General features: G+C 65.4%; 28 protein-coding genes. 10 read left to right on the forward strand and 18 right to left on the reverse strand.

What is annotated here, in order from left to right; genetic code table 11:
- The first annotated feature begins 39 nt into the window (after positions 1–39).
- Positions 40–1,266, forward strand: a complete 1,227-nt coding sequence (locus NDI89_RS06270) for an iron-containing alcohol dehydrogenase family protein (protein ID WP_277520658.1) — start codon at positions 40–42, stop codon at positions 1,264–1,266.
- A gap of 309 nt (positions 1,267–1,575) precedes the next feature.
- On the opposite strand, the gene NDI89_RS06275 is transcribed toward NDI89_RS06270, so the two are convergent.
- The 6 genes from NDI89_RS06275 to NDI89_RS06300 form a co-directional block, all read right to left on the reverse strand.
- On the reverse strand, positions 1,576–1,764 hold the full coding sequence (locus tag NDI89_RS06275; protein WP_277520659.1) for a hypothetical protein: 189 nt from the start codon (positions 1,762–1,764) through the stop codon (positions 1,576–1,578).
- A gap of 80 nt (positions 1,765–1,844) precedes the next feature.
- Complete coding sequence (locus NDI89_RS06280) at positions 1,845–2,147, reverse strand: hypothetical protein (protein ID WP_277520660.1); 303 nt, start codon at positions 2,145–2,147, stop codon at positions 1,845–1,847.
- A gap of 142 nt (positions 2,148–2,289) precedes the next feature.
- Positions 2,290–3,030 carry a 7-cyano-7-deazaguanine synthase QueC gene (gene queC / locus NDI89_RS06285; protein WP_277520661.1) on the reverse strand — a complete coding sequence of 247 codons (741 nt, stop codon included), beginning with the start codon at positions 3,028–3,030 and terminating at the stop codon, positions 2,290–2,292.
- A gap of 17 nt (positions 3,031–3,047) precedes the next feature.
- Positions 3,048–3,851 carry a 7-carboxy-7-deazaguanine synthase QueE gene (locus NDI89_RS06290; RefSeq protein ID WP_277520662.1) on the reverse strand — a complete coding sequence of 268 codons (804 nt, stop codon included), beginning with the start codon at positions 3,849–3,851 and terminating at the stop codon, positions 3,048–3,050.
- Position 3,852: 1 nt separating this feature from the next.
- Positions 3,853–4,341, reverse strand: coding sequence for a 6-pyruvoyl trahydropterin synthase family protein (locus tag NDI89_RS06295; protein ID WP_277520663.1), 489 nt, complete (start codon positions 4,339–4,341; stop codon positions 3,853–3,855).
- A 216-nt stretch (positions 4,342–4,557) separates the two neighbouring features.
- Positions 4,558–4,914 (reverse strand): winged helix-turn-helix domain-containing protein, encoded by a 357-nt coding sequence (locus NDI89_RS06300; RefSeq protein ID WP_277520664.1) that lies wholly within the window; start codon positions 4,912–4,914, stop codon positions 4,558–4,560.
- 184 nt (positions 4,915–5,098) lie between these two features.
- Here NDI89_RS06300 and NDI89_RS06305 point away from each other — a divergent pair, with 184 nt between their 5' ends.
- Positions 5,099–5,782 carry a competence/damage-inducible protein A gene (locus tag NDI89_RS06305; protein WP_277520665.1) on the forward strand — a complete coding sequence of 228 codons (684 nt, stop codon included), beginning with the start codon at positions 5,099–5,101 and terminating at the stop codon, positions 5,780–5,782.
- A gap of 10 nt (positions 5,783–5,792) precedes the next feature.
- Here NDI89_RS06305 and NDI89_RS06310 read toward each other — a convergent pair whose 3' ends face one another.
- Positions 5,793–5,921 (reverse strand): hypothetical protein, encoded by a 129-nt coding sequence (locus tag NDI89_RS06310; RefSeq protein ID WP_277520666.1) that lies wholly within the window; start codon positions 5,919–5,921, stop codon positions 5,793–5,795.
- Positions 5,922–6,080: 159 nt separating this feature from the next.
- Here NDI89_RS06310 and NDI89_RS06315 point away from each other — a divergent pair, with 159 nt between their 5' ends.
- From NDI89_RS06315 to NDI89_RS06340, 6 genes are all read left to right on the forward strand, one after another.
- Positions 6,081–7,229 (forward strand): ATP-NAD kinase family protein, encoded by a 1,149-nt coding sequence (locus tag NDI89_RS06315; RefSeq protein WP_277520667.1) that lies wholly within the window; start codon positions 6,081–6,083, stop codon positions 7,227–7,229.
- A gap of 149 nt (positions 7,230–7,378) precedes the next feature.
- The gene (locus NDI89_RS06320; protein WP_226005804.1) at positions 7,379–8,410 is read left to right on the forward strand and encodes a phosphate signaling complex PhoU family protein; all 1,032 of its coding nucleotides are present in this window, start codon (positions 7,379–7,381) and stop codon (positions 8,408–8,410) included.
- A 134-nt stretch (positions 8,411–8,544) separates the two neighbouring features.
- Entirely contained in the window at positions 8,545–8,730 is a 186-nt protein-coding gene (locus NDI89_RS06325; RefSeq protein ID WP_277520668.1) for a DUF7525 family protein, read from the forward strand.
- 95 nt (positions 8,731–8,825) lie between these two features.
- Positions 8,826–9,050 carry a DUF7123 family protein gene (locus NDI89_RS06330; protein ID WP_277520669.1) on the forward strand — a complete coding sequence of 75 codons (225 nt, stop codon included), beginning with the start codon at positions 8,826–8,828 and terminating at the stop codon, positions 9,048–9,050.
- Between the two features lie 131 nt (positions 9,051–9,181).
- Positions 9,182–9,616 carry an SRPBCC family protein gene (locus NDI89_RS06335; RefSeq protein ID WP_277520670.1) on the forward strand — a complete coding sequence of 145 codons (435 nt, stop codon included), beginning with the start codon at positions 9,182–9,184 and terminating at the stop codon, positions 9,614–9,616.
- A gap of 27 nt (positions 9,617–9,643) precedes the next feature.
- The gene (locus tag NDI89_RS06340; RefSeq protein WP_277520671.1) at positions 9,644–10,489 is read left to right on the forward strand and encodes a carbon-nitrogen family hydrolase; all 846 of its coding nucleotides are present in this window, start codon (positions 9,644–9,646) and stop codon (positions 10,487–10,489) included.
- Between the two features lie 252 nt (positions 10,490–10,741).
- On the opposite strand, the gene NDI89_RS06345 is transcribed toward NDI89_RS06340, so the two are convergent.
- The 5 genes from NDI89_RS06345 to NDI89_RS06365 all read right to left on the reverse strand — a co-directional run bounded on the left by NDI89_RS06345 (position 10,742) and on the right by NDI89_RS06365 (position 16,039).
- Complete coding sequence (locus NDI89_RS06345; RefSeq protein ID WP_345781969.1) at positions 10,742–11,464, reverse strand: hypothetical protein; 723 nt, start codon at positions 11,462–11,464, stop codon at positions 10,742–10,744.
- A gap of 165 nt (positions 11,465–11,629) precedes the next feature.
- Positions 11,630–12,820, reverse strand: coding sequence for a bifunctional sugar-1-phosphate nucleotidylyltransferase/acetyltransferase (gene glmU / locus NDI89_RS06350; protein ID WP_277520673.1), 1,191 nt, complete (start codon positions 12,818–12,820; stop codon positions 11,630–11,632).
- Between the two features lie 108 nt (positions 12,821–12,928).
- On the reverse strand, positions 12,929–14,470 hold the full coding sequence (locus NDI89_RS06355; RefSeq protein ID WP_277520674.1) for an aldehyde dehydrogenase family protein: 1,542 nt from the start codon (positions 14,468–14,470) through the stop codon (positions 12,929–12,931).
- Positions 14,471–14,624: 154 nt separating this feature from the next.
- Entirely contained in the window at positions 14,625–15,146 is a 522-nt protein-coding gene (locus tag NDI89_RS06360) for a hypothetical protein (protein WP_277520675.1), read from the reverse strand.
- A gap of 83 nt (positions 15,147–15,229) precedes the next feature.
- Positions 15,230–16,039 (reverse strand): RIO1 family regulatory kinase/ATPase domain-containing protein, encoded by an 810-nt coding sequence (locus NDI89_RS06365; RefSeq protein WP_277520676.1) that lies wholly within the window; start codon positions 16,037–16,039, stop codon positions 15,230–15,232.
- Between the two features lie 181 nt (positions 16,040–16,220).
- Here NDI89_RS06365 and NDI89_RS06370 point away from each other — a divergent pair, with 181 nt between their 5' ends.
- Together NDI89_RS06370 and NDI89_RS06375 are read left to right on the forward strand one after the other, a co-directional pair.
- Complete coding sequence (locus NDI89_RS06370) at positions 16,221–17,423, forward strand: DUF7544 domain-containing protein (RefSeq protein WP_277520677.1); 1,203 nt, start codon at positions 16,221–16,223, stop codon at positions 17,421–17,423.
- Between the two features lie 69 nt (positions 17,424–17,492).
- Positions 17,493–18,635 (forward strand): acyl-CoA dehydrogenase family protein, encoded by a 1,143-nt coding sequence (locus NDI89_RS06375; protein WP_277520678.1) that lies wholly within the window; start codon positions 17,493–17,495, stop codon positions 18,633–18,635.
- An 87-nt stretch (positions 18,636–18,722) separates the two neighbouring features.
- On the opposite strand, the gene NDI89_RS06380 is transcribed toward NDI89_RS06375, so the two are convergent.
- The 6 genes from NDI89_RS06380 to NDI89_RS06410 all read right to left on the reverse strand — a co-directional run bounded on the left by NDI89_RS06380 (position 18,723) and on the right by NDI89_RS06410 (position 25,039).
- Complete coding sequence (locus tag NDI89_RS06380) at positions 18,723–19,484, reverse strand: DUF6517 family protein (protein ID WP_277520679.1); 762 nt, start codon at positions 19,482–19,484, stop codon at positions 18,723–18,725.
- A gap of 166 nt (positions 19,485–19,650) precedes the next feature.
- A complete protein-coding gene (locus NDI89_RS06385; RefSeq protein WP_277520680.1) occupies positions 19,651–20,907 on the reverse strand; it encodes a Glu/Leu/Phe/Val family dehydrogenase in 1,257 nt (418 codons plus the stop codon).
- Between the two features lie 108 nt (positions 20,908–21,015).
- Positions 21,016–21,873 carry an HpcH/HpaI aldolase/citrate lyase family protein gene (locus NDI89_RS06390; RefSeq protein WP_277520681.1) on the reverse strand — a complete coding sequence of 286 codons (858 nt, stop codon included), beginning with the start codon at positions 21,871–21,873 and terminating at the stop codon, positions 21,016–21,018.
- 710 nt (positions 21,874–22,583) lie between these two features.
- Positions 22,584–24,086: a right-handed parallel beta-helix repeat-containing protein gene (locus NDI89_RS06395; protein ID WP_277520682.1), complete on the reverse strand. Its 1,503-nt coding sequence runs from the start codon at positions 24,084–24,086 to the stop codon at positions 22,584–22,586.
- Positions 24,087–24,088: 2 nt separating this feature from the next.
- Entirely contained in the window at positions 24,089–24,238 is a 150-nt protein-coding gene (locus NDI89_RS06400) for a hypothetical protein (RefSeq protein ID WP_277520683.1), read from the reverse strand.
- Between the two features lie 555 nt (positions 24,239–24,793).
- Positions 24,794–25,039 carry a DUF8106 domain-containing protein gene (locus NDI89_RS06410; protein ID WP_277520684.1) on the reverse strand — a complete coding sequence of 82 codons (246 nt, stop codon included), beginning with the start codon at positions 25,037–25,039 and terminating at the stop codon, positions 24,794–24,796.
- Positions 25,040–25,048 lie beyond the last annotated feature (9 nt).

The raw sequence follows: 25,048 nt of genomic DNA on the forward strand, positions 1-25,048 counted from the left end.
GATCACGCCTTTAACACGCGGCGATCCGTACGGGAGTCCATGACACGATCCGAGTCGAGCGACCGCGACCGCGCGTTCCGATTCGAGTACGAGCCCGCGACAATCCGATTCGGTACCGGCTCTGTCGCCGATCTCGAGGCCGAACTCGCGAAACGGGGCCTCGAGCGCGCGCTGGTCGTTTGTGGCTCGACCGTCGGCAACACGCCCGCGGTGATCGACCCGGTCAGGACGGGACTGGGCGATCGGCTGGTCGGCGTGTTCGACGAGACGACGCCGAAAAAGCGACTCGCGACGGCGATCGACGGGCGCGAGCGGCTGCGGATGGACGACGCCGACGTACTCGTCAGTCTCGGCGGCGGCAGCAGCCTCGACGTCGCGAAAATCATCAGCACCCTCGCGGCGAGCGACCGCACGGCTCGGGAGGTGGCCGCCGAGTTCGCCGAAACGGGGACGATTTCGGTCCCCGAGGAGGGGCTGGTTCCGATCGTCGCGATCCCGACGACGCTCGCCGGTGCCGACCTCTCGACAGTCGCCGGGGTCACCGCCGCGCCCGAGTCGGGAGTGGTCGACGAGGAAATCGGTGGCGGCGTCTCCGACCCGGGACTGATGCCCGAAGCCGCGGTCTACGATCCGGACCTGGTCGCGACGACGCCCGAATCGGTGCTCGCGGGCTCGGCCATGAACGGCTTCGACAAGGGCCTCGAGACCGTCTACGCGAGCAACGCGACGCCCGTTACCGACGCGACGGCGAGACACGGCCTCGAGAAGCTCGAGGACGGACTCCGAGCCTTCGGCGACGGCGACCGCGATACCGAGACCTTCGAGACGATCCTCGAGGGAATCGTGCTCGTCCAGTACGGCATCTCGCGACCCGGCGAGACGACGCTCTCGATCGTCCACGCGTTCGGCCACGGTCTGACGCGGACGTACGACGTCCAGCAGGGGGCCGCCCACGGCGTCGTCGTCCCCCACGTCCTCGAGTATCTCTTCGAGCAGGAGGACGTGGACGCGCGGTCGGGGCTGCTCGCGAACGCGCTCGGCGTCGACGACGCCGCGGATCACGAGGCCGCGGTCGTCGAGGCGGTGGCCGAGATCCGGGACGGGCTCGGGCTCCCGTCGCGCCTGCGGGACGTCGAGGGACCGAAACCCGAGGCGTTCACGGCGGTCGCGGAAGCGATCCTCGCCGATCCGTTCATGGCGAACGCCCCGCCGGGGCTGGATCCCACCGTCGACGAACTCGAGGGCGTCCTCGAGGCGGCGTGGTAGCCCGGTAGCTCAGCCGTCGCCCCCGCCGGTCGGTGGTTCGGTCTCGACGGCCGTCGGCGGGTCGGCCCCGCGCCGCGGCGGCTCGAGACCGGGGTGAAGCGGCGAGCAGAGCCTGACGAGGTAGATCAGCAGGACCGTTCCGCCGGCGGTGAGGACGAACAGGACCGTTTGATCGGCGACGTGAATGGCCCTGAGAACGGTGAAACCGAACCCGCCGGCCAGGAGGGAGACGACCTGCCCGATGGAGACCCACTCGGGAATCCGCTCGACGACCGCGGTTCGATAGGAGGTCGCGTAGAGGAAGCCACACTAGACGCCGAGGATCGCCGCCGGCCGGTTCTCGGCGACCCGGGGAAGCCCCGCATCGAAATGGACGTATACGGCGAGCGCCGGGAGGCAGATACCCAGCGCGACGAGTTCGCCGCGGCGTCCCTCCGGTGACTGCCAGCCTCCGTCCTCGTCTCGAAACCACTCGAGCAGCCGATGCCGGCGGGCCATCGAAATTCGATTCACTCCTCGGAAACGTGAATCTTTTTATCGGATTCCGACTGCTTCCGAGTCAGGACGGCGCTCGAGGGTCACCGCGACGGCGCGTCGAGATCGAAGCGTTCGGCGACGGCCCGAGCAGCCTCGTCCTCACTGTTCGCGGGCCGTTCGAACGCCGCTTCCGTCGATTCGAGGAGGTCGTCGATGATGTCGTCGGCCAGTCGCTCGAGTCGGTCGCGGTCGGCGGCCGTGAGGTCGCGCTGGGAATCGATCCGCGAGAGCGCCTCCTCGAGTTCGTCGCGTTTGACGGCCTCTGCTCGCCGGCGGAGCCGACACTCCACGGTCCGGGCATCGAGCTCGGACGCCGTCGGCGGCCCGTCCCGCTCGGTGAACACGTTCGGCGATGTGAGCGATACCGACGAAGGGGCGCTTCCGAATCGGTTCGCCCCTCGGGGTCTCGAGCCTCGAGGTACTGCGAGTCGGCCGCGAAGGAACCGGCGTTTGGACGCGAAAACCGATCCCTCGGGGCGCGACTCGCTACGCGTCGTCGACGTACGACGGCCGCTCGGCGTACTCGATCGGATCGCGGACGCCGATGTTCTGGAACGCCTGCAGGCGGAACGCACAGGCGTCGCAGGTGCCACAGGCGGGCTCGTTCTCGCGGTAGCAACTCCAGGTGTGTTCGTAGGGGACTTCGAGGTCCACCCCGCGGTCGGCGATGTCGGTCTTCGACCATTCGACGAAGGGCGCTTCGATCGCGATCTCGGTCTCGGGCTTCGTCCCGACGTCGACCACTCGTTCGAAGGCGTCGAAGAATTCGGGACGGCAGTCGGGATATCCCGAGAAGTCCTCGCTGTGTGCGCCGATGAAGACGGCCTCGCAGTCGTTGGCCTCGGCGTAGGAGACCGCCATCGAGAGCAGGTTCGCGTTCCGGAACGGGACGTAGGAGGTGGGAATCTCGTCGCTCTCCATGTCGGCGTCGGCGACGGCCATCTCGTCGTCGGTCAGGCTCGAGGCACCGATCGCCGAGAGGTGTCCCGTCTCGATTCGCAGGAAATCGGCGGCGTCGAAGTGATCGGCGAGGCGGCGGGCGCACTCGAGTTCGCGGTCCTCGGTGCGCTGGCCGTAGGAGGTGTGAAGGCAATAGAGCTCGTAGCCCCGGTCGCGGGCCTCGGCGGCGGCGGTGGCGCTGTCCATCCCCCCCGACAGGAGGACGACGGCGCGCTTGGAAGTCGATGCGTCGGTCGCGGAATCGGTGGTCGTGGTGGTTTCGGTCATCGTGGATCGAGCGGTGATTACGTCTCGGGCGCGTCGTTCCAGAGGTCGACGTGGAGCCGCGGCGTGTACCGGAAGCCGTACTCCATCGCCAGCTCGGCGACGCGGGTGCGCGTCTCCGCGAGGCGCTCCCGGGTCGCTCCCTCGGGCATCAACAGGACGTCGTCGTCCCTGACCGGACCGTCGGCGGCGTCGCGGAGGTCCGCGAGCAGGTCGAGGATCTCCGGCATGTCTCCGTCGTCGGTCACGACGAACTTCAGCTGGAACTCGTAGTCCTCGACCAGCCGAGCGAGCGAGTCCGTGTCGATTCGGTCGCGCTCGTGGCGTTCTTCCCACTCGCCCTCGCCCGTCGGATCTCGGTCCGGCGTCGGCGTGCTGCTCGCTAACTTCGGGCTCACGGAGGCGAGATCGATGGGCGCGTCCCGGTAGATCGTGCCGTTGGTCTCGACGGTCGTGTGATACCCGCGGTCGTCGAGGGCCTCGAGCAGGCCGACGCTCTCCTCGTGGAGCAGCGGCTCCCCGCCGGTGAGGACCACGTGATCGGCGTCGTGGGACTCGATCTCGGCGAGGATGTCCTCGAGGTCCAGCCAGGCGTGGGTCGGTTCCCAGGAGGTGTGATACGAGTCGCAGAACCAACACCGGAGGTTGCAGCCGCTCGTGCGGACGAACACCGACGGCACGCCGGCGAGGGTTCCCTCGCCCTGCAGGGAGTAGAACAGTTCGTTGATCGGTAGTCCGTCCGTCGGTTCCGCACCCTCGTCTTCGGTTCCGGCGGTCTCGGAAGCGGCTCCGGGCCCGCGATCGACCGAATCGGAGACGGGCATCTCAGACCTCGCTCCCGCCGCAGAGTTCGCTCGTCTCGCTGACCTGGACTGCGACGTCGGTGACCGTCTCGGGGAGGGCCGCCTCGAGTTTCCGCTCCAGGAGCACGCTCATCACTTCGGCCGTCGGCGGGTGCTCGAGGACGACCACGCCGTCGTCGTCACCGGCCGCTTCGAAGGCGTCGACGAGGGGATCGGTGTCCTCGAGCAGGAACATGTGGTCCCACTCGGAGATCACGTCAGTAATATCTCCTTTGTCCGCGATCCACCCTTCCTCCGTCAGTTCGCCCGCGACGGTGACGGCGATCTCGTAGTTGTGACCGTGGGGGCGCGAACACTTGCCGTCGTGGTGCTGGATCCGATGGCCAGCGCTGATCCGTATCGGTCGGTCGCGTCCGACGTGGAGGACGCGCCGGGTTCCGACCACCGAGTCGTCGACGGAACCGCCGTCGACTGCCTCTTCGGTCGCTCGGCTTCCGATGGGTTGAGTCATACTCGAGTATTCTTTCGAGAATACTTAAAACTGGAGGATCGAGCACGGGGATGTCCGGGCCGAGTCGATCAGTCCTGCCGGGTCGGGTCGATGGCGTTTCGGTTCGTGCGGGGGCATCTCGCGCCAGAATCAGCTGGGTGGTGCAGTTCGTTCGAACACGACTTCGACCGACGACGACCGTATGGAAGAGCGGCCACGCGGGGCTCGGATTCGGACTCAATCCTCGAGTTGATCCTGTAGCCTGTTCTTGGCCTCGGTGCGGCGTTTCCGCGAGAACGTGGGGACCTCGTCTGAAAAGTCGATTTCGATCTTATCGAGCGTTCGTCGATAGATATTCGTTCGTCGGCCCTCGTCGGAGAGCTGGCGACCTTCGCAGGTCAACAGGCCGGCGTCGACGAGTTCTTCGATCCGGCGATAGCAGGTCGCGATCGGGATCTCGATATCGTCGCTCAGCGCCTGTGCCGACTTCGGCGTTCCAGCCGCACAGAGGATCTCTGCGCTGTATTTACTGCCCAATGCAGAGAGAACCGTCGCCGAATCCGCGTCGTCGTTTTCTGTCCGACTCCGAGACATACTGTCTCCGTTACCAATTATCAGAATTGAATCTTATGGTTACCGAGAGTACTACTTTATATGATAGTCCGGCAAAAATGATAATATATCTGATGGATAGATCGGCGGCCGGAGACTGTGACGGAATCGGAGCGACACCACCGATGGCGAGACGCATTTGAGGTCCCGGCTCGAACGAATCGGTATGAACGTCGCGGTCGTGACTGTCGGGGACGAACTGCTCGCCGGGCGAACCACGGATACGAACGCCACGTGGCTCTGCGAACGGCTCGCCGATCGCGGCGTCACCGTCGAACGCGTGACCACCGTCCCGGATCGAGTCGCCGACATCGCTCGCGTCGTCAACGAGTACCGCGCCGAGTACGACGCCGTCATCGTCACCGGCGGGCTCGGGCCGACCCACGACGACGTCACCATGGACGGCGTCGCGGCCGCACTCGGTCGATCAGTCGAAGAACACGACGCTGCCCTCGCCTGGCTCGAGGAGGACGGCTACACCCGCGACGACCTCGCATCGGGGACGGCGGACCTGCCGGCGGGCGCGCGAGCGTTGCACAACGAGGCGGGCGTCGCGCCCGGTGCGGCCCTCGAGGGCGTCTACGTGCTCCCCGGCGTCCCCTCGGAGATGAAAGCGATGTTCGAGTCGATCGCCGCGGAGTTCACCGGCACCGCGACCTATCGGGACGCGGTCGTCGCCGACGAGCCCGAAAGTGCGCTGCTCGATCGGATCGCCGAACTCCGCGAGCGGTTCGACGTCTCGGTCGGAAGCTATCCGGGCGAGTCGGTCCGGATCGAACTCGAGGGACCCGACGAGGCGACCGTCGCGGAGGCGGCCGTCTGGCTCCGAGAGCGAGTCGAATCTCCGTGACGAAGGTCGCTCAGCGGTAGAGCGAGGCCGCCCAGGCCGTCGTCACCGCCACCGCGAGGAGGAGCGTCCCCCAGCCGACGGCGCTCATCGGCAACTCCGTTTCCGTCGCGAGAACCGCAGCGTCGATCAATTCGTTCATACCCGGCGATCGGTTCGCGTCCCTCTTAATCTTTCAGAAACCGAGCGAGTCGCCTGCAGACCCGACCCCGGTCGACGACGAGTCGATCGCGCGTTCGGGAGCCGAGACCCGCGAACGCGCTGCGATACGGCTTTGCCACTGGCGTCCCCATATCGCGCCATGGAGTCCATCGGTGTCGTCGTGAACCCGATCGCGGGGATGGGGGGTCGGGTCGGATTGAAAGGGACCGACGGAAAACTCGAGGAGGCTCGCCGGCGCGGTGCCGAACCGCGAGCACCGGATCGAGCGCGCGAGGCGTTGCGATCGCTGCACCGTCGCGCACCCGACGTCACCGTCTACGCGGCTGCGGGCGTCATGGGCGAACGCGCGGCTCGAGACGCCGGCTACGAGCCGACCGTCGTCTACGATCCCGCGGATCGAACCGACCGGTCATCCCCGACCGCCAGCGACCCCGCGGCCGCGGACACGACGGCAGCCGATACGCGGGCGGCCGTCGAGGCGCTGCTCGAGTGCGACGTCGACCTCGTCCTCTTCGTCGGCGGCGACGGGACCGCGGTCGACGTCGCCGCGGTCATCGAGGAGGGCGACGGCGACACCCCGATGCTCGGCGTCCCGGCGGGCGTCAAGATCTACTCGTCTGTGTTCGGCGTGACGCCGGCGGACACCGGCCGAATCGCCGCCGAGTTCGATCGCGTCGAACCCCGCGAAGTCAACGATATCGACGAAGACGCGTATCGCGAGGGGGAGGTCAGGACGGAGCTTCGGGCGGTCGTCACCGTCCCCGTCGCGCCGGCGGTCCAGTCGGGCAAACAGGTCTCGAGCGGCAGCGTCGACTCGCTGGCCGCGGGGTTCGCACGCGAGGTCGAACCCGGTCGAACCTACGTCTTCGGACCCGGCAGTACGGTCGGCGCGATCGAGCGGGAACTGGGACTCGATCCGTCGCCGCTCGGTGTGGACGTCTGGCGCGCGGGCCCCGAACCGGACGACGGCGGGGCAGCGGGGCGCGGAGAACTGCTCGCTCGCGACGCCGCCGAATCGGATATTCTCGAGGTACTCACTGACCCGGTGACGATCGTCGTCTCGCCGATCGGCGGGCAGGGGTTCATCTTCGGCCGCGGCAATCACCAGATTTCGCCCGCAGTGATCCGGCAAGCGGACGAGATCGCGGTCGTCGCCGCCGGCGAGAAACTCGACGACATCGATTCGTTGCGCGTCGATACCGACGACGAAGACGTCGACGACCGACTCCGGGGCTGGCTACAGGTCAGGACGGGCCGCTTTACTACCCGACTCGTCAACGTCGTCTGAGGCGGTCCGGACGATCTAGGGACTACCCCAGAGACCCCATTATTTAAGGAGCGGTCCGAGACCGTCACTGAAATCAATCATATAACGATTCGTTCTTTGATAATGAGCATATAGTCAAGATTAAGGTCGGGTCGATCCTAGAGCCTCGTATGGAAACGCGGAAAGTGCAACGACTCGGTCCGTCGACGCTCGCGATGACCCTCCCCGCGGAATGGGCGTCCGAACACGGCGTCGAGAAAGGTGACGAGGTCTCGCTCCGAACCAGCGGGAAGGGGACCCTGACCGTCATGCCCGAGTCCGCGAGCTCGGAGGAGACCGAAGCGATCATTCACACCGACGATCTCGACGCCGACGCCGTCGAGCGCGCGATCGTCGCCCAGTACGTCCTCGGGCGACGCATCATCCGCATCGAGCGCGAGGACGGCGCGCTCGAGTCCGATCACATCAACGCGGTCTACCAGGCCGAAACGCAACTGATGGGACTGGGCGTCATCGAGGAGACGCCCGAGAGCATCTCGATCCGCTGTTCGGTCGATCCCGAGGACTTCACGCTCGACAACCTGCTCGAGCGCCTCGAGCGAACCGGGCAGACGATGCGCGGCGAGGGGATCAAGGCGCTGGCCCACGGCAACCCCGATCTGGCCCAGCGCGCCCTGAACCGCGAACGGCAGGCGAACAAGATCTTCGTCCTCCTCCTGCGGCTGATCTTCACGGCCTACCAGAACCCGAACCTCGCGCGAGCCGTCGGCCTCAACACCGGCTTCCCGCTGATCGGCTACCGCTCGATCGCGAAGAACCTCGAGTTGACCGCCGACAACGGCGAGGACATCGCCGACATCGTCATCGAGACCGAGGGCCACAGCCTCAACGTCGACAGCTCGGTCATGCGCCAGATCCGAGAGCTGAACGAACTGGTCGACGAGATCACGTCTCGAGCCGTCGAGGCGGCCGTCGAACGCGATTACGACAAGTCCAACGAGGTCCGGGCGCTGTTCCACGAGATCTCCGACCTCGAGCAGGAGATCCTCTCGGGGCTCCCGGAGATGGACAACGAGGACCTGCTGCGGGTCCGGGAAGTGCTCGTCAGCCTCCAGCAGACCGCACAGTACGCGATGCGAAACGCCGAAATCGCGGCGAACCTGGCGCTCAACGAGGAGTCCGAGCACACGACGATCAAGTGATCTCCTCGCGAGGGATCGTCGGGCGGTTCTCCGCGGCCCGATCGAGCCGTCAAAGATCCGGGGTTGCCGGCCGCTCGATGTGACTGTTCCTCGGAATGAGTGAAGTTAAGAGACCCCACACACAAGCCTCGGGCATGGCTACGGAATCCGAGACGACGGACAAGGGCGTCGGACTGACGCTCGCACTGAGCGCGCTCGCGGTGATCGGCGCACTGTTGATGCTAACTGGCGCACCGGAGGTGACGGCGGCGTGGGGTTTCGCCGCGGCCGTTCTCTTTAGCTCGCTGGCGGTTGTCGGCATCCACCTCTACTGGGAGTGACGTCCGACGCGATGGATCGCACTGGCGGCACCGAGCAGTGCCGTATCCGCCGTCAAGAGTTAAGACCACTGACCACCTAGGCCGACGCACGGACGATGACCGACTACTCCGACGAAGAGCAGCGAATTCTCTCGTATCTCCGCGAGAGTGCCGCCCGCGGCGAGCAGTACTTCCGGTCGAAAAACATCGCGGACGCGATCGGACTCTCGTCGAAACAGGTCGGCGTTCGCCTCCCCCACCTCGCGGAGAAAGCAGACGAAGTCGACATCGAAAAATGGGGCCGAGCTCGGTCGACGACCTGGAAAGTGACGATCAGTTAATCGAGGTCGACGAAGCGACCGCCCACGTCTTCCCCCGCCCGGTCGGTGCGCCGATCAGCACCGCTCGGACGGGAGCGGGCTATCGCCCGCGGTCCACGGTCTTTTTATCCGACAATCGCTCACGTACGGGCATGACTGTACGGGTCGACCGGTCGTTCGACGTGGCGGCGCCGCCCGAGCGGGTCTGGGAGTTCATCGCCGATCCGGAAAACCGCGCCCGGGCGATCAGTGTCGTTCAGGAGTTCTCGGTGGACGATCCGGAGGGGCGGCGCGTCACCTGGCAGGTGAAACTCCCGATTCCGCTCGTCCGAAAGACGGTGACCGTAAACACCGAAGACGTCACGCGGCGACCGCCGGAGTACGTCAAATTCGTCGGGAAATCCAAAGTCATGACCGTCACCGGCGAACACGAGATCGTCGAGACCGACGACGGGACCCGCCTCGAGAATCACTTCGTCGTCGACGGCAAGCTGCCGGGCGTCGAGAAGTTCTTCAAACGCAATCTCGATTCGGAACTCGAGAACCTCCAGCGCGCGCTCGAGCGGGACGTGCAGACGACACAGTAACGGTGGTTGGGTGGCCACAGTGTGAACATGGCAGACGACGCGGATACCGACGGCGACGCCGGTGACTCACTCACGCTCGCGCTCGCACAGATTCAGGTCGAAGCCGGCGAGATCGAGGCGAACGTCGACCGGGCGCTCGAGGCGATATCCCGGGCCGCCGACCGCGGCGCGGACCTGGTCGCGCTGCCGGAACTGTTCAACGTGGGCTACTTCGCGTTCGACCTCTACGCGCGCAACGCGGAGCCGTTCGCCGGCGAGACCTTCACGAGGCTCCGAGCGGCGGCGGCCGACCACGATATCGCCGTCCTCGCGGGCAGCATCGTCGAGGACCTCGCGGCGACCGAAACGGTCGCGACGCCCGGGGACGAGGGGCTCGCGAACACCGCCGCGCTGTTCGACGCCGAGGGCGAGTGTCGCCTCGTCTATCGCAAACGGCACCTGTTCGGCTACGAATCGGCCGAGTCCCAGCTGCTCGTTCCCGGCGAACGGCTCGAGACGGCGACGATCGGCGACTTCACCGTCGGCGTGACGACCTGCTACGACCTTCGATTCCCCGAACTCTACCGACGATTGGTCGACGACGGCGTCGAACTGGTCCTCGTCCCGAGCGCGTGGCCCTACCCGCGCATCGAACACTGGAAGACGCTCTCGCGAGCCCGCGCGATCGAGAACCAGGCGTACGTGGCGACGATCAACGGCTCCGGTGAGTTCGACGACGCCACGCTACTCGGTCGCTCGAGCGTCTACGACCCGTGGGGCGTCTCGCTGGCCTCGAGCGGCGACGAGCCGGCGCTGGTCACGGCCGAACTCGAGCCGGACGCGGTCGCGGACGTTCGGGAGGAGTTTCCGGCGCTGCGAGATCGTCGGCTGTAACGGCCACGGTATCGCGGTCACGTTCCGGACGCCGACCGCTGACTTTTTACTTCGCCATGTCTTTGTTACCGATGCCGGCACAGGCGCTTTTCACGTCTACCCGGCATAGCGCGTCGCTCCGGCCCGTCGCGCGCTCGGTTCCCGGGAACCGAGCGACCACACCCGCGCCCGTCTCCTCGCCTCGTCCCACCTTTCGTCTCGATTTCAGTGATGGTCGCTCGAGAGAGCGCCGCTCGGCGATCTCCCTCGCCGCTAGAACGGGAAGCCGCCGTAGCGGAGGTAGACCATATCGAGGATCAAGAGCAACTGGAAGAACCCCTGCACGCCGCCGAGCATCGCGTTCTGTTTGCCGATCGCGGCGATGACCGAGTGATCCGGGTTCGCCGACCGCATTTCCCTGTACATTCGGAGTTCGCCGGGCAGCAGGAAGCCGAAGCCTTGCACGGAGAGGATCGTCACGATGCCGAGCGCGACGGCGACCGTCGGTTCGGTCATCGCGAACTCGCCCGCGGTGGACGCGACCCAGACCAGCGAACCGACGGTCGCGAGGGCGAAGGGGGCCTGCCAGCGCCGATCGCGCCACGCGTTCAATCGCCACCCGAGGAGCAGGAGGATCGGAATCAGGTTCGCCGCGGTAAACAGCGCCAACCACGGTTCAGCGTGCGGGAAAATCTCGATCCGCTGGGCGAGCGTGATGCCGCCCGCGATGGTGACGAACGCCAGCGACGGGAGCAGAAACGCCGTCTTCGGCGTGAGACGCTGGAAGACGGCCGAACTCTGCTCGTCGTCGAGCCCGCCGATGACCGGCCCGAGTACGGCCCCAATGAAGATGTCGATGCCCGTCCAGAGGACCCCGGCCATCACGTGGACGTACGTGTGTTGCTCGACCGTTGCGATCGTCAGCGCGTAGCCGAGTGCGGCCACCGGAAGCAACACGACGGCCGCGGCGAAGGCCGGATTCGCCCGCTCACCCATTCCCCTGATCGTTCCGCGAACGGTCGCCGTCGACATGTATGCTTGTTAGATTTTACCACTGACAAATAGATGATGGCCGTCGATCACCTGCGACCTGATGCACCTCAGTGTCCCAGTATCGAATTACACCAGTGCTCGAGGGAGGTCACCGTTCCGCTCGAACCCTTACCGATCCCGCTCGACGGTTTCGCCGGGGCGGGTAGTCACACCGGACTCGAGTTTCAGGCCGGGCGTCAGACTCGTGTTGATACCGGTCTTCGCCCCGTCACCGGCGACGACCCCGAACTTCCGGCGCCCCGTCGTGACGCGCTCGCCCTTGACGGTGAATTTGATATCCGCATCGTCGTGTCTGAGGTTCGCGACGTTCGTCCCCGCACCGAGGTTGACGTCTCGCCCGAGAACGCTGTCGCCGACGTAGGAGAGGTGACTGACCGACGTCCCGCGCGAAACCACGCTGTTCTTGATCTCGACGGCGTGACCGACCTCCGCATCAGGTCCGACCAGCGTCGCGCCCCGCACGTAGGCGTTCGGCCCGACGTCCGCACCCTCGCGGATCAGCGCCGGTCCCTCGATCACGACGCCCGGCTCGACCGTCGCGCCGTCCTCGACGACGACGTCGCCCTCGAGCGTCGCGTCCTCGCTCACGTCGCCGTCGATTCGCCGGTCGAGGTCCGCGAGTTTCCACTCGTTGGCTTCGAGTAACTCCCAGGGGCGGCCGACGTCGAGCCACCGCTCGAGGGTGACGGGCGTCATCTCGTAGGCCTCGATGACCCGCGCGACGACGTCGGTGATCTCGTGTTCGCCGCGCTCGCTCGCGGGCACCTCGAGCCACTCGCGGGCCTCGGCCGGGAATGCGTACGCGCCGGCGTTGGCGAGGTTCGTCGGCGGCTCGGCGGGTTTCTCGACGATTCCCGTTACGTAGTCGCCGCCGCTCTCGTCGGTGCTGAGAACGCCGTAATTGCTCGGCTCGTCGACCTCGATCGCGCAGACGGCCGGGCACGCCTCGAACAGCCGATCGATAGCGGCCTGATCGTAGAGATTGTCGCCGTTGAGGACGGCGAAGGGGCCGTCGAGGTGGGCTCGAGCGGCGTTGACGGCGTCGGCGGTTCCGGTCTGTTCGTCCTGAACGGCGTAGGAGACCGGAGTACCACGGTATTCGGAACCGAAGTAGTCGCGAACCGTCTCGCCTTCGTAGCCGATCACGAGGACGATTTCGTCGGCGCCTGCGGTGATCGCCGCGTCGACGGTGTGTGCCACGAGCGGCCGATCGGCGACCGGGAGCATCGGCTTCGGAACCGACTCCGACAGTGGTCGCATCCGTGTCCCCTGGCCCGCCGCGAGAACGACTGCCTTCATGTACTCGCCCCTTCCACGAATCGCCGGATAAGCGATTCGTTCGCGAGTAGAAACTGAGACTCGAGCGGGAACGAGACAGCGGCGTCGTCGCTCGCCCGACGGGACCGATCAGTCGTCGCCGTCGCTCGAGGTCTTGATGTCCGCCGACAGCCCCTGTGCCATCTCGATCTCTGTCGAGTTGTTCAGCGTCCAGGCGGTGCGCTCGGTGACGGCCTCGATGGCCTCGCGCGCGCTCGGGTAGCCGTTGCCGGACTTCTTGACGCCGCCGAAGGGAAGCTGGACCTCGGCACCGATACACGGCAGGTTCGCGTACGCGAGGCCGAGGTCGGCGCGGTCGCGGAAGTAGTTGATCTGGCGGTAGTCTTCGGAGATGATCGCCCCGGCGAGGCCGTACGGCGTGTCGTTGTGAATGTCGACCGCGTCCTCGATATCGCCCGAGTACTCGAGCAGGGCGACGTGCGGGCCGAAACACTCCTCGTTCAGACAGCGCAGATCGGACTCGTAGTCGATCTCGTAGACGAACGGGCCGACCCAGTGGCCGTCTCCGTGACCGTCTGGGATCTCGCTGTCCTCGAGTTCGAACCGATCGACGAGGACGGTCGCGCCTTCCTCGCGGGCGAGGTCGTTATGCCGGCTGATCTTCTCGACGTGCTCGGCCTCGATGGCCGGCCCCATGAACGTGTCCTCCTCGAGCGGATCGCCGACGGCGATGTCCTCGGCGATGTCGACGAATCGCTCTTTGAACTCGTCGTAGACGTCTTCGTGGACGATCAGGCGCTCGCTCGAGACGCAGCGCTGGCCGGTCGTCTTGAAGCTCGACATCACCGCCGAGTGGACGGCGAGGTCCAGATCGGCTTCCTCGGTGATGACGATCCCGTTCTTGCCGCCCATCTCGCAGGCCGCGAGCTTGCCGGGTTCGCCGCCGACCTTGCTTGCGATCTCGTGGCCGACCTCCGCGGAGCCGGTGAAGAGGACGGTGTCGACGCGTCCGTCGTCCGAGAGCGCCGCACCGGCGTCGCCGAAGCCCTGGACCATGTTGAAGACGCCGTCCGGGATGCCGGCGTCTTCGAACATCTCGGCGATGATCTGCCCGCACCACGGCGTCTGCTCGGCCGGCTTCCAGACGACGGTATTCCCCTCGACGAGGGCGATCGCCATGTGCCAGAAGGGGATCGCGACCGGGAAGTTCCAGGGCGTGATACAGCCGACGACGCCCCGCGGTTTGCGCCGCATGTACGCGTCCTTGCCCGCGACCTCGGAGGGGACCAGATCGCCGTGGGGATGTCGTGCGTTGCCCGCCGCCCACTCGACCATGTGCCAGGCCTCGGTGACGTCGGCTTTCCCCTCCGAAATCTCCTTGCCGCACTCCTTCGAGACGATCTCCCCGAGTTCCTCGTGTCGCTCCCGCAGCTCGTGATAGATGTCCCAGAGGTACTCCGCGCGGTCGATGTACGACAGGGAGCGCCACTCGTCGAAGGCGTCCTCGGCCGCCTCGAGCGCCGCGTCGACGTCGGCCGCCGTCCCGCGCTGGAAGGTCGCCAGCGTCTCACCCGTCGCGGGGTTCTCGCTCTCGAACGTCTCTTCCGCAGTGTCAGTCCACTCGCCGCCGATGTAGTGGCCGTGTACCTGTTCGGTGATTTGCTGACTCATACTCGGACGGACGACGGGAACTGTGAAAAATCATACTGGTCGTTTACAGATTTCGAGTGAATTACCGAGTTTGTGACACTGTACCAGTCGATTCGTCCATCGACACCGCTGGCAGGTCGACGTATGTATGAACGCGAAAGTGAGCCGCGCCGTCCTATCGGTCCTCCTCCTCACCGCGATCTTTCGTCACGGTTCGGTCGCCCTCCGGCGGGGCCTGCTCGGTATCCGGGTGCCGCTCCCCACCTGACTCGGTCATCCCTTCCTCCGACGGCTCGAGACCCTCTCCCGTCCGGCCCTCCGCATCCGCCGCCGGTTCGTCCGGCGTCCCGGAGGGCGGTCCCATGGTCCGCTGCTCGTCGCCGTCGTCCTGCTGTTCCGTGCTCTCGGTTCGCTCGATGACGGGATCGGTACCCGCCTCGGCCGGTTCGTCCGGCGACGATCGGTCGTCTTCGAGCCGTATCGTCGTCTCGGTGATCTCGCTCACGGCGCTCGCGCCCATCGGGACGATATCCTCGTCGGTCTCCCACTCGAGGATCGCTCGTATCGTATCCCTCGCGTCGTCGTTCGCGTCGACGTACGCCGTGTCCGGCTCGGTCAGTTTGACGGTGCCGAGCGGGTCGCCGCTCGCGGTTTCGACCCGCTTGCCGACGTCGTCGTCGGTGAACGGTGGGCACATGCGCGGCCGTAGCGCTCCCTCGCGAAAGCGCGTGGTGCCTGCACTGGCCTGTCGGACGGCGACCGATCGCCGTCCGATTCCGGTTACCCTCCGCCCAGATCGGCCGCCTTCTCGAGTTCGCTGCGCAAGGTCGTCGAATCGAACTCGTGATCCGGCCGGAGTCGGACGAAGTCCAGGAACTCCCGCGCGGAGAGCAACGCGTCAGGTTCGTAGGCCGTCGCAGCCGCGTTGACGGCCTCCCGCGGGCCGATGCGGGGCTCGAGGACGGCCAGCGCACAGGCCAGGTCGTAGGCCGTCGTCTCGTCGGCGCGGTCGTCGTGAACGCTGGTCGCGTCGATGAAGTAGAACTCGCCGTCACAGAGTAAGATGTTCTCCGCCCGCAGATCGCCGTGGGCGAGCCCGTGGTCGTGAAGGGTCGCGAGCATCGAGAAGAGCTCCGGCGCTCGCTCCGTCACGACGTCGTCGGAGACGTCGCCGAGGGACCGGAACTCCGGCAGGTACTCGAGGACGAGGACGCCGAGCCCGTTGACCTCGAAGGCGTCGATCGGCCGCGGGGCGTTGATGCCGATCTCCTGCATCCGCTCGGTCGCCTCGTACTCGTGTTCGACCATCTCACGGGGGGTGTCGAACCGATCGAAGAAGCCCTCGGTTCCCGAGGAGAACGCGCCGACGTTCCGGCCGGTCGTCAGTACGGCGTGTACCAGGGCGTTCTGCCGGGAGACGATCTTGACGAACCACTCGTCGTCGATGACGCAGGGCGTCGAGAGCCAGTTGTCCGCCTCGAGAAACTCGACCCGGACCTCCTCGCGGTCGTAGCGATCCGCCAGCGTGCGGACGACACGCTCGATGCGGCTCCACTCGATGGATCCTCGTGCGAGCCGGCGGATGTCCATACGGAACGTATCTCCGGTCGGCGTTAAATGCTCCTCGAAGTGTTATCGGGGAGAGAGATCGCGTTCGGCGAGTTTCGTATCCACGTATTCGCTCCGTTAGTAGTAGCTAATACCGGTATATCTGAAACGCCCCGATACGTAAATGGATAATATTAACACGGAACGTTGAATATCCGAAAACATGTACGCGACAAAAGACCTGAGTGACGCGATCGACGTGACCCGGGCGTTTCTGGCGGGGGCCAGTTTCTGGACGTGGATCAAACTGGCAGTCATCGTCTTTTTCGTGGGCGGCGTCATGTCCGGGACTCCACCGACGCCCGGCGGCGGTGGCGGCGAGTTCGGCGGCGAGCCGACGCCCGGTACCGGTACTGACCCCGGAGCAGCAGTCGGCTTCGGCGAAATGCTGCCGGTACTCATCGGCATCGCGGCCATCGGCCTCGCGATCTATCTCGTGTTCGCCTTCATCGGCTCGCTCCTCGAGTTCGCGCTGCTCGAGTCGCTGCGCTCCGGCGAGGTTCACGTCCGTCGGTACACGAAGCGTAATCTCGAGCTCGGCGTTCGACTCTTCGGATTCCGGCTCGCACTGATACTGATCGCACTCGTCGTGTTCGGCGTCCCCGCGTACGCCTTGTATACGACGATGGAACCGAATTCGGCGGCGTTTCTGGGGGCGATCGCACTGCTCGCGATTCCGGTATTTCTCGTCTACGCCGTCGTCAACCGGTTCACGACCGTCTTCGTCGCGCCGACCATGCTCCAGGAGGACCTGGGAGTCGTCGCCGCCTGGAAGCGGTTCCGACGGACGCTGGCCGCGAACTGGAAGGAATATCTGGTCTACCTCCTGCTGGTCTGGATCGTCCAGCTGGGACTCGCCTTCGCGCTCGGCATCGTGTTTTTCATCGGATTCATCATCCTCGCCATTCCGCTCATCTTGATCGCCTTCATTCCGATCATCGGCATCCTCATCGTTTTCCTCGCCATTCCGTTCCTTCTCCTGCTCTCTTCACTGGTCCAGGTCCCGGTGGTCGTCTATCTGCGGTACTACGCGCTCCTGGTACTCGGCGATACGGACGCGGAACTCGATCTCGTCCCCGACCAGCGAGCGAGGGTCCGCGGCGACGTCACGACGGAGTCCGGCGAGTCCGACGGGTGGGATTCGAACGGCGACCACCCCGACGACGGCTGGGATTCCGACGACGATCGACCCGACGACCGCCCCGCCGACGAGGACGGTGACGACGGGACGGATTCCTGGAGCGGCCCCGATCACTGGGACTCGAGCGATGAGGGCGACTCGGGGAAGGACACCGATTCACCGGACAGCACCGACCGGTGGGACGATTCCGACACCGACCGCGACGACGACCGGTCCGGCTGGTAACGACGCGACCGCCCTCCGATCGATGCAGTTCTCCGGTGCGTTTATTTCGCGCCTCGGCAAGTATTGCGTATGCCCCTCGAGCTATCCGACGAACACCGGATGATTCGGAAGACCGTCAGGGACTTCTGCGAAACCGAGATCGAACCGATCGCGCAGGAAATCGAAGACGAACATCGCTTCCCCGCGGAGATCTTCGACCAGCTCGCGGATCTCGATATGATGGGCGTCCCGATCACCGAGGAGTACGGCGGCCTGGGCGGCGATACCCTCATGTACGCGCTCGTCGCCGAGGAACTCGGCCGCGTCTCCGGCGCGATCGGGCTCTCCTACGTGGCACACACGTCGCTCGCGTCGAAGCCGATCGAGCTGTTCGGCAGCGAAGCCCAGAAAGAACGCTGGCTCCGTCCCCTCGCGGAGGGCGAGTATCTCGGCGGCTGGGCGCTGACCGAGCCGAGCAGCGGCTCCGACGCCTCCGATATGGATACCACCGCGGAGCGAGACGGCGACGAGTGGGTTCTCAACGGGACCAAACAGTTCATCACGAACGCCTCCGAGGCCGGCTCGATACTCGTAAAGGCCGTCACCGACCCCGAGGCGGGCTACGACGGCATCTCGACGTTCATCGTCGACCCGGACGAAGACGACGGCTTCGAGGTGACGACGATCTGGGACAAGATGGGGCTCAATGCGTCGCCGACCTGTGAGATTTCCCTCGAGAACGTGCGCCTGTCCGAGGACCGCCTGCTGGGCGCGGCGGGCGACGGCTGGGACCAGACGAAGAAGACGCTCGACGGCGGTCGCATCTCGATCGCCGCGCTCTCGACGGGGCTCGCACAGGGGGCCTACGAGCACGCGAAGCAGTACAGTACGGAGCGCGAACAGTTCGGGCAGCCGATCTGCGAGTTCGACGCGATCCGGGACACGATCGTCGACATGCACCGAAAGACCGAGCGGGCGCGACTGCTCACCCGCGACGCCGCGCGGAAATACGACCGCGGCGACCCCGTCACGAGGGAGTCCGCCCTCGCGAAGCTCGACGCCAGCGAGGCCGCCCGCGAGGTCGCCGAAGACGCCGTACAGGTGCTCGGCGGCTACGGGTATACGACCGACTTCGCGCCGCAGCGGTTCTATCGCGACGCGAAGCTCATGGAGATCGGCGAGGGAACGAGCGAAATTCAACACCTGGTCATCGGCCGCGAACTCGGACTCTAACGTTCGCGGCCGCGTTCGGAGACGGTTCGGAGTTGAAAACTGTTCGAATCCGAGCGACGAAGTAACTCTCCGCGAATTCGGTCGGCCTCAGCCGAGGACGCCGTCGTCACTCTCGTTGTCGTCGGTTTCGTTGTCACTGCTTCCGTCGGTTTCGTTATCACTACTTTCGTTTCCGCCGTCGTCGGACCCGGAATCGCCGGTCGAGGCGTCCTCATCAACCTCCGTCGTCACCGCCTCCGTGACCGTCTCGATGTTCGGCTCCTCCTGATCTCTCGCGTACTGCGGATAGACGCCGATGGTCACGAGCAGGTCCTCGTCGGCCTCGACGGCCTCGGTGATGTGGATGTCGACGTCGACACTCTGTCCGTCGAACTCCGCGTCCGCGGTGAACTGCGTCTTCGTCGTGGTTTGCTCGAGGATCGTGATGTCGGAGTCCTCCACGCGGGAGATGTTGCTGATTCCGTCGTAGTTGCTCCTGACGAGGTCCATGAGCTCCTGCGTCGACATCTCCCCGACGGGGTTGAGCTCCCTGCCGACGATGCTCACCTGCGGCGTCGTCAACACGTTGAAGATGGCGCCGCGGCGGCTACCGAGCAGCCCCATGTCGATCGACTTCTCGTGTTTGGTCATGTGATTGGTGACGGTGACCGTCTCGTCCGTCGGTCCGACGTCCCGTTCGATCGGGAGCGCTTCGATAGCGGTCTGCTCGTAACCCGTCTCCTCGCGAGCGGCGGCTTCGACGCCGGCGGGGGACGACTCGTGTTCGGCCAGCCCGAGCATACCCAGACAACCCGACAGCCCGGCGAGACCGGCAGCACCGACGCCTGCGATGAGGGTTCGTCGTTTCATCTCCCTGCAAATGGCGGGGCAGTTGGTAAGTGTTTGTTGGAACGGCGACTGTCTGTCAGACGAGAAGGAAATCGTCGGTGCCGTCGGTGCGAAACGGAATCGCCGGGAGAAACAACGGCTCGAGAGATGCCGTCCGTCGGGTCGTCCGAACCGATCGCTCCCCGAGTCAGGGCCAGCTGCCGGCTTCCTCGAACGAGTCAGCGACGCGCTGGATCGCGACGACGTACGCTGCGGTTCGCGGGTTCTCGAGATCGTGTTCCTCGTAGGTCTCGACGAGAGCGTCGAAGGCGTCGACGATGACCCCTTCGAGTTCCTCGTTGACGCGTTCCTCCGACCAGGAGAACCGCTGCCGGTTCTGGACCCACTCGAAGTAGGAGACCGTGACGCCGCCCGCGTTCGCGAGGATGTCCGGAATGACGAAGACGTCCTTGTCCTCGAGCACCGCGTCGGCGGTCGGCGTCAGCGGCCCGTTCGCGGCCTCCGAGATGACGTCAGCCTCGACGTCCTCGGCGAGGTCAGCGTCGATCGCGTTCTCGAGCGCCGCCGGGATCAGCAGGTCGACGTCGAGGGTGAGGACGTCCTCATTGGTGAGCTCCTCCTCGCTGCCCTCGAAGCCGACGACGCTGCCCGTCTCGTTCTTGTGGTCTTTCGCCGCCACCGGATCGAACCCGTCGGGGTTGTAGACGCCCCCGCTCGAGTCGCTGGCGGCGACGACGGTCGCGCCCATCTCGTCGATCAGTTTGGCGGCGATCCAGCCGGCGTTCCCGTACCCCTGCACGGCGACGGTCGCGCCCTCGAGGTCCTTGTCGAGGTAGTCGAACGCCTCGCGCGCGGCGAGGACCGTCGAGCGGCCGGTCGCCTCGACGCGGCCCTCGCTGCCGCCGGAGTCGAGCGCCTTGCCCGTGATGACCCCCGGCTCGGTCGTGTTCTCGAGGGTCTCGTAGGTGTCTTTGATCCAGTTCATCTCCCGCTGGCCCGTGTTCACGTCGGGCGCGGGGACGTCTCGATCCTCGCCGATCAGCGGGCGGATCTCTTTCGCGAACGAGCGCGTGAGTCGCTCGAGTTCGCTCTCGGAGTAGTCGTCCGGATCGAGGACGATCCCCCCCTTGCCGCCGCCGAGCGGAATGTCGACGATGGCGGTCTTGTAGGTCATCCAGCCGGACAGCGCCTTGACCTCGTCGCGGGAGACCTGCGGGTGGTAGCGGATACCGCCCTTGTACGGCCCGCGATCGCCGTTGAACTGCGAGCGGAACGCTTTGAACCGCTCGAGGTCGCCGTCGTCGCGTTCGATCGTGAGGTTCGCCTCGAGGACTCGCTCGGGGTGTTTGAGTCGCTCGATGACGTCGCCGCCGATGTCGAGGTACTGTGCGGCCTCGTCGATCTGTGACTGGAGGCTCTCGAACGGGTTGGTATCCTCGCTCATACTCGGTTGGTTCCGCCACCCGGGGCATAAGCGTAGCGAATATCTATCATGGGAGGGGATGTGCGTTCACTTTAATTATGATATTTACCTTGTATACTGGGCATTCGGTCAGCTTTCGTCGGCGGCCGCGGCCCGTTCCCGAATCCGTTCGGCGCGTGCGATCAGCGGCGCGTCGATCATCTCCCCGTCGACCGCGAAGACCCCCCGTCCCGCCGCGTCGGCCTCGCGTTTGGCTTCGAGGACGCGATCGGCCCACTCGCGTTCCTCGGCGGAGGGCGTGAACGCCTCGTTGATCGGCCCGATCTGCGCGGGGTGGATCGCCAGCTTTCCGTCGTATCCGAGTTGGATCGCGAAGTCGACGTCCTCCCGCAGTGCGGCCTCGTCCTCGAAGTCGGTGACGAGTGTATCGATCGCCGCGCAATCGTTCGCCGCCGCCGCGAGCACGACGCGTTCCCGCGCGTAGAGTACCTCCGTCCCCTTGGCGGTCCGCGTCGCTCCGATGTCCGCCGAGAGGTCCTCCGCGCCGAACGCCAGCGCGTCGGTTTCCGGGACGGCCGCGATCTCGGGCGCCTCGAGGACGCCGTCGGCGCTCTCGAGCAAGGCCAGGACGGGCAGGGACGCGTCGTAGCTGCCCAGTTCGTCGGCGAGCGTGCGAACGTCGTCCGCCGAACCGACTTTCGGCAGCATGAGGCTCTCGAGGGACTCGCTGTGGTCATCGGCGAACAGCGCGTCGAGATCGTCCGCTCGAGTCGCGTCCGTCGCGTTGACGCGAACGCACACCTCGCAGTCGGGATCGAATTCGGGATCGGAAAGCACGTCTCGCACCGCCTCGCGGGCCTCCGACTTCCGCCGCGGGGCGACGGCGTCCTCGAGATCGAAGACGATCACGTCGGCTCCCGCGTCGGGCGCTTTCCGGCACATCTCTGGTCGGTCACCGGGCGTGAAGAGTACGCTTCTGCGGACCATGCTGGTCGTTCCGACAGCCAGGGTCAAAACCGTCGGTGTGGCGGCGAACCGGTACCGATCGCTCGATCGGCCCGTTTTCGACCGGCGCTACTGGGAGGCCGACACTGTCGGACGGATCGACCTCGAGGCAGGTGCGATGGCGTGGGACGGACACCACACTCAGAGTGAAACGCGGTCGAACGAACCCGGGGACGGAGAATCGGATGGGACGGGTCCGGACCGATCCGTCCGGGAACCGTAGAGTATGCGGCTCGTTGGAGGCGATTTCGGGAGTCTGCGTCGGACGATTCGCGATTAATTCACCGACGACACATTGCTGCCCAGATCAGGAATTCAGTAATCGACTCCGTATTCGATTTTGATCGAGAGAACGACACTATCCGCCTGACAGGTAAGACACCATCAGTATGGTACTATTCGTCTGAGTCGCGGTTGTCCTGTTCGTCTGACTGATCGCGGTGTAGCCCATAGAGTCTGGCCACTATGGGAATCATTGCGACCACGACGAATAGAATAGTTACGAAGATTTCGACCATCGATCTGTTATTATTTATCTAAGAGAGCTGTCCTACTATTTTCGATGTGAGTGGGATATACTCACTGTACCGAACGCGAGTTTCACAGCGAGGACTGAATACAGAATCCGTGCTCTCGATCGGTATCCGCGGCCTCAATTTTGGTCGACTCCATTCGCGACGAGTGAAAACCGCCTACGAGGACGCGTTCCACTCCCGCAACTCGCCGTCGACGACGACCTCGCTACCGACAGCCTCGAACGTGACTCCACCGTAGGCGACGCTGCTACCGGGCCCCGCGTAGACGCCCGCGTCGCCACAGTCCGCCGCTCGAGCGGTCGTCAGCGTCGCATCGACGTTCTCTCGGAAGCGGAACGCCTGATCCGACGCTCCCTTGGCCGTCACGGTACTCAGTTTCAGGTCGTCCATGTCGTCGAAGAGGATCGAGTTCGTGAACGCTCCGTCGACGATGGTGTTCGATATTTCGGCACCGTCGAATCCGGCCGCGTAGATTCCCGATCCAGCGGCCAGTCCCCGGTTGTCGGTCCTGATCGTGACGTTGGTTATCGTCAGCTCTCGTCGGCCGCTCTCGAGCTGTCCGAGCGAGATCCCCCTCGCGTTCTCGATACACGAGACGCGGTCGATCGTCAGATCAGCGATCTCGTCACCGGTGTCACCCCTGATCGCCGCGTACAGGCAGCCGGTGATGTAGCCGTCTCTGATCGTGATCGACTCGTTGCCGTTCCGGTGCATGTGGACGCCGTACTCGGGGCCGTTCTCCGGATCGATCTCGAAGTTCTCGAGCGTACAGTTCTGCGTCCGCGTCCCGTCGCTTCCGGTCAACGACTCGTCGGTGCCGTCCCAGATGCTGTTCGACGCGATCTCCGACGTCTGATTGTCGAACTGTATCGGCGCGTTCGACCCGGCGTCGCCCCCTCGAGTCGCCCAGTAGCCGTCGATAGTGACGTTCGTGGACGACACGACGTCGATGTGATGGTAGTAGATGCGGTCGCCGTAGACGTTTTCCAGTCGAACGTTTTCCGCGTGTGCGAGCATGATGCCGTTCGTTTCCGGCGAATCGATTCGGACGTTACGGATCCCCCAGTTCGATGCGCCACCGTACTCGACCCCGTCGTAGCCCCTGTTGGAGACGAGGGCCCGTCCCTCCTCGCCGTCGGGGCGCGATCCCTCGAAGACCGTCGCGCGACCCGCGCCCAGCAGGATCGTATCGTCGCCGATCAGCGGCGTCCGCTCGAGGACGTACCGTCCGGGCGGGAAGTAGACGATCCCGCCGCCAGCTGACTCGACTTCCGCGAGAAGGTCGTGGACGTCCCGACCGACCTCGGTTTCGCCGTCGCCCTCGATCCCGTGGGCTTCGACGTTCCAGACGGGCGTTTCCGCGGTACGCGCGTCGACGAACTCCGCCGCTTCGAAGTGGCTCGTTCCCGGAACCGGCTGTTCAGAACTCCCCCGTCCGCCGAAGTACACCCAGTCCTCGTCTGCGGCGTCCCAGCGCCACGTGATTCCCTGATCGGTCGCGTGGTAGAGTTCGTCGTCGTACTCGCCCTCGGCGGGGCGGTCGCTAATCGGTCCCCGAACGATCGCGTGTTCGTCGACGGCCTCGACCGTGTCGGTGTGGTCCCACTCCTCGCCTTCCTCGAACGTGCCCAGGTCGAGTCGCGGCGTTCGCTCGCCCACGGTTACTCACTCCCGGCTCCGTATTCGCGCCCGTATGCGGCCCCATAGTCGGTAGTGACCGACGAATCACTTTCCGTACAGCCTGCCAGCAGGAGGGAGGTTCCCGAGACCGCGACGAGGACGTCCCGTCGGCGGGGTCCTACATCAGTCATACGAAACGACTCTACTATAATATTATAAATATGCTGTCTTGAGAGCGGCTCGGAGCGCCCAGAACTCGAAGTGCGGACCGCTGTAGAAACCGCAACCACGGCCGAAAGTCCGGGAGAGAGCGACTATCGGCTAGAGCCGGAACGGCAGATGAGATCGGCTCTTCCATGTCGCGTAATGAAAGCGCGACAGTGAATGTTGCCAGCACAACGGGTAGCGAACAGGCGTTTCCGGGCATCATCGGGTTCGGAAAGACCGGCAGCAGGCGGTCACGGGGGAGCCCCCCGCCTCCACCACCTCGTCACCGATCCGAACCACATCGGCGAGGCCGTTCGGCGCGACTCCTCGCTCGAGGACCTCCCGACGTCCGATCGACTCCGGGAACCGAGTCCGTCGACGGGGAACCGCGACGTCCCGTCTCAGTCACTGAATCGACGAAAACGGGCCTCTGGAGGGGCGATCTCACGCTGAATCGGGGAGGAGATCCCCTGAAAACGAGTGGTGAGTGAGAAGTGTCTGGTCCGCGATTCGACCGACTCGGAACCGCGATTTTCGGGTCACGCGATTTCGACGAGTTCGGAGCGGCGTCGCGATCGTCGGTCGACGACCGACCCGCAGTCGGTACAGACGAGCAGTCGATCGCCGTCAGCCATCGTGATCTCCCAGTCGTCGGTGAGCGGGCTTTCGTGGCCACACTCCGGACAGAAGAGGACGGTCTTCCGTCGTTCGGACGGCGGATGCGAGTCGTCCGTTCCCCGCTCGGGCGGCGGCTGCGAATCGTCGTGATACGTGCGGATTGCCATTGCCGCTGT

It is taken from the genome of Natrinema salsiterrestre (assembly GCF_029502005.1).
GTDB classification, from domain to species: Archaea; Halobacteriota; Halobacteria; order Halobacteriales; family Natrialbaceae; genus Natrinema; species Natrinema salsiterrestre.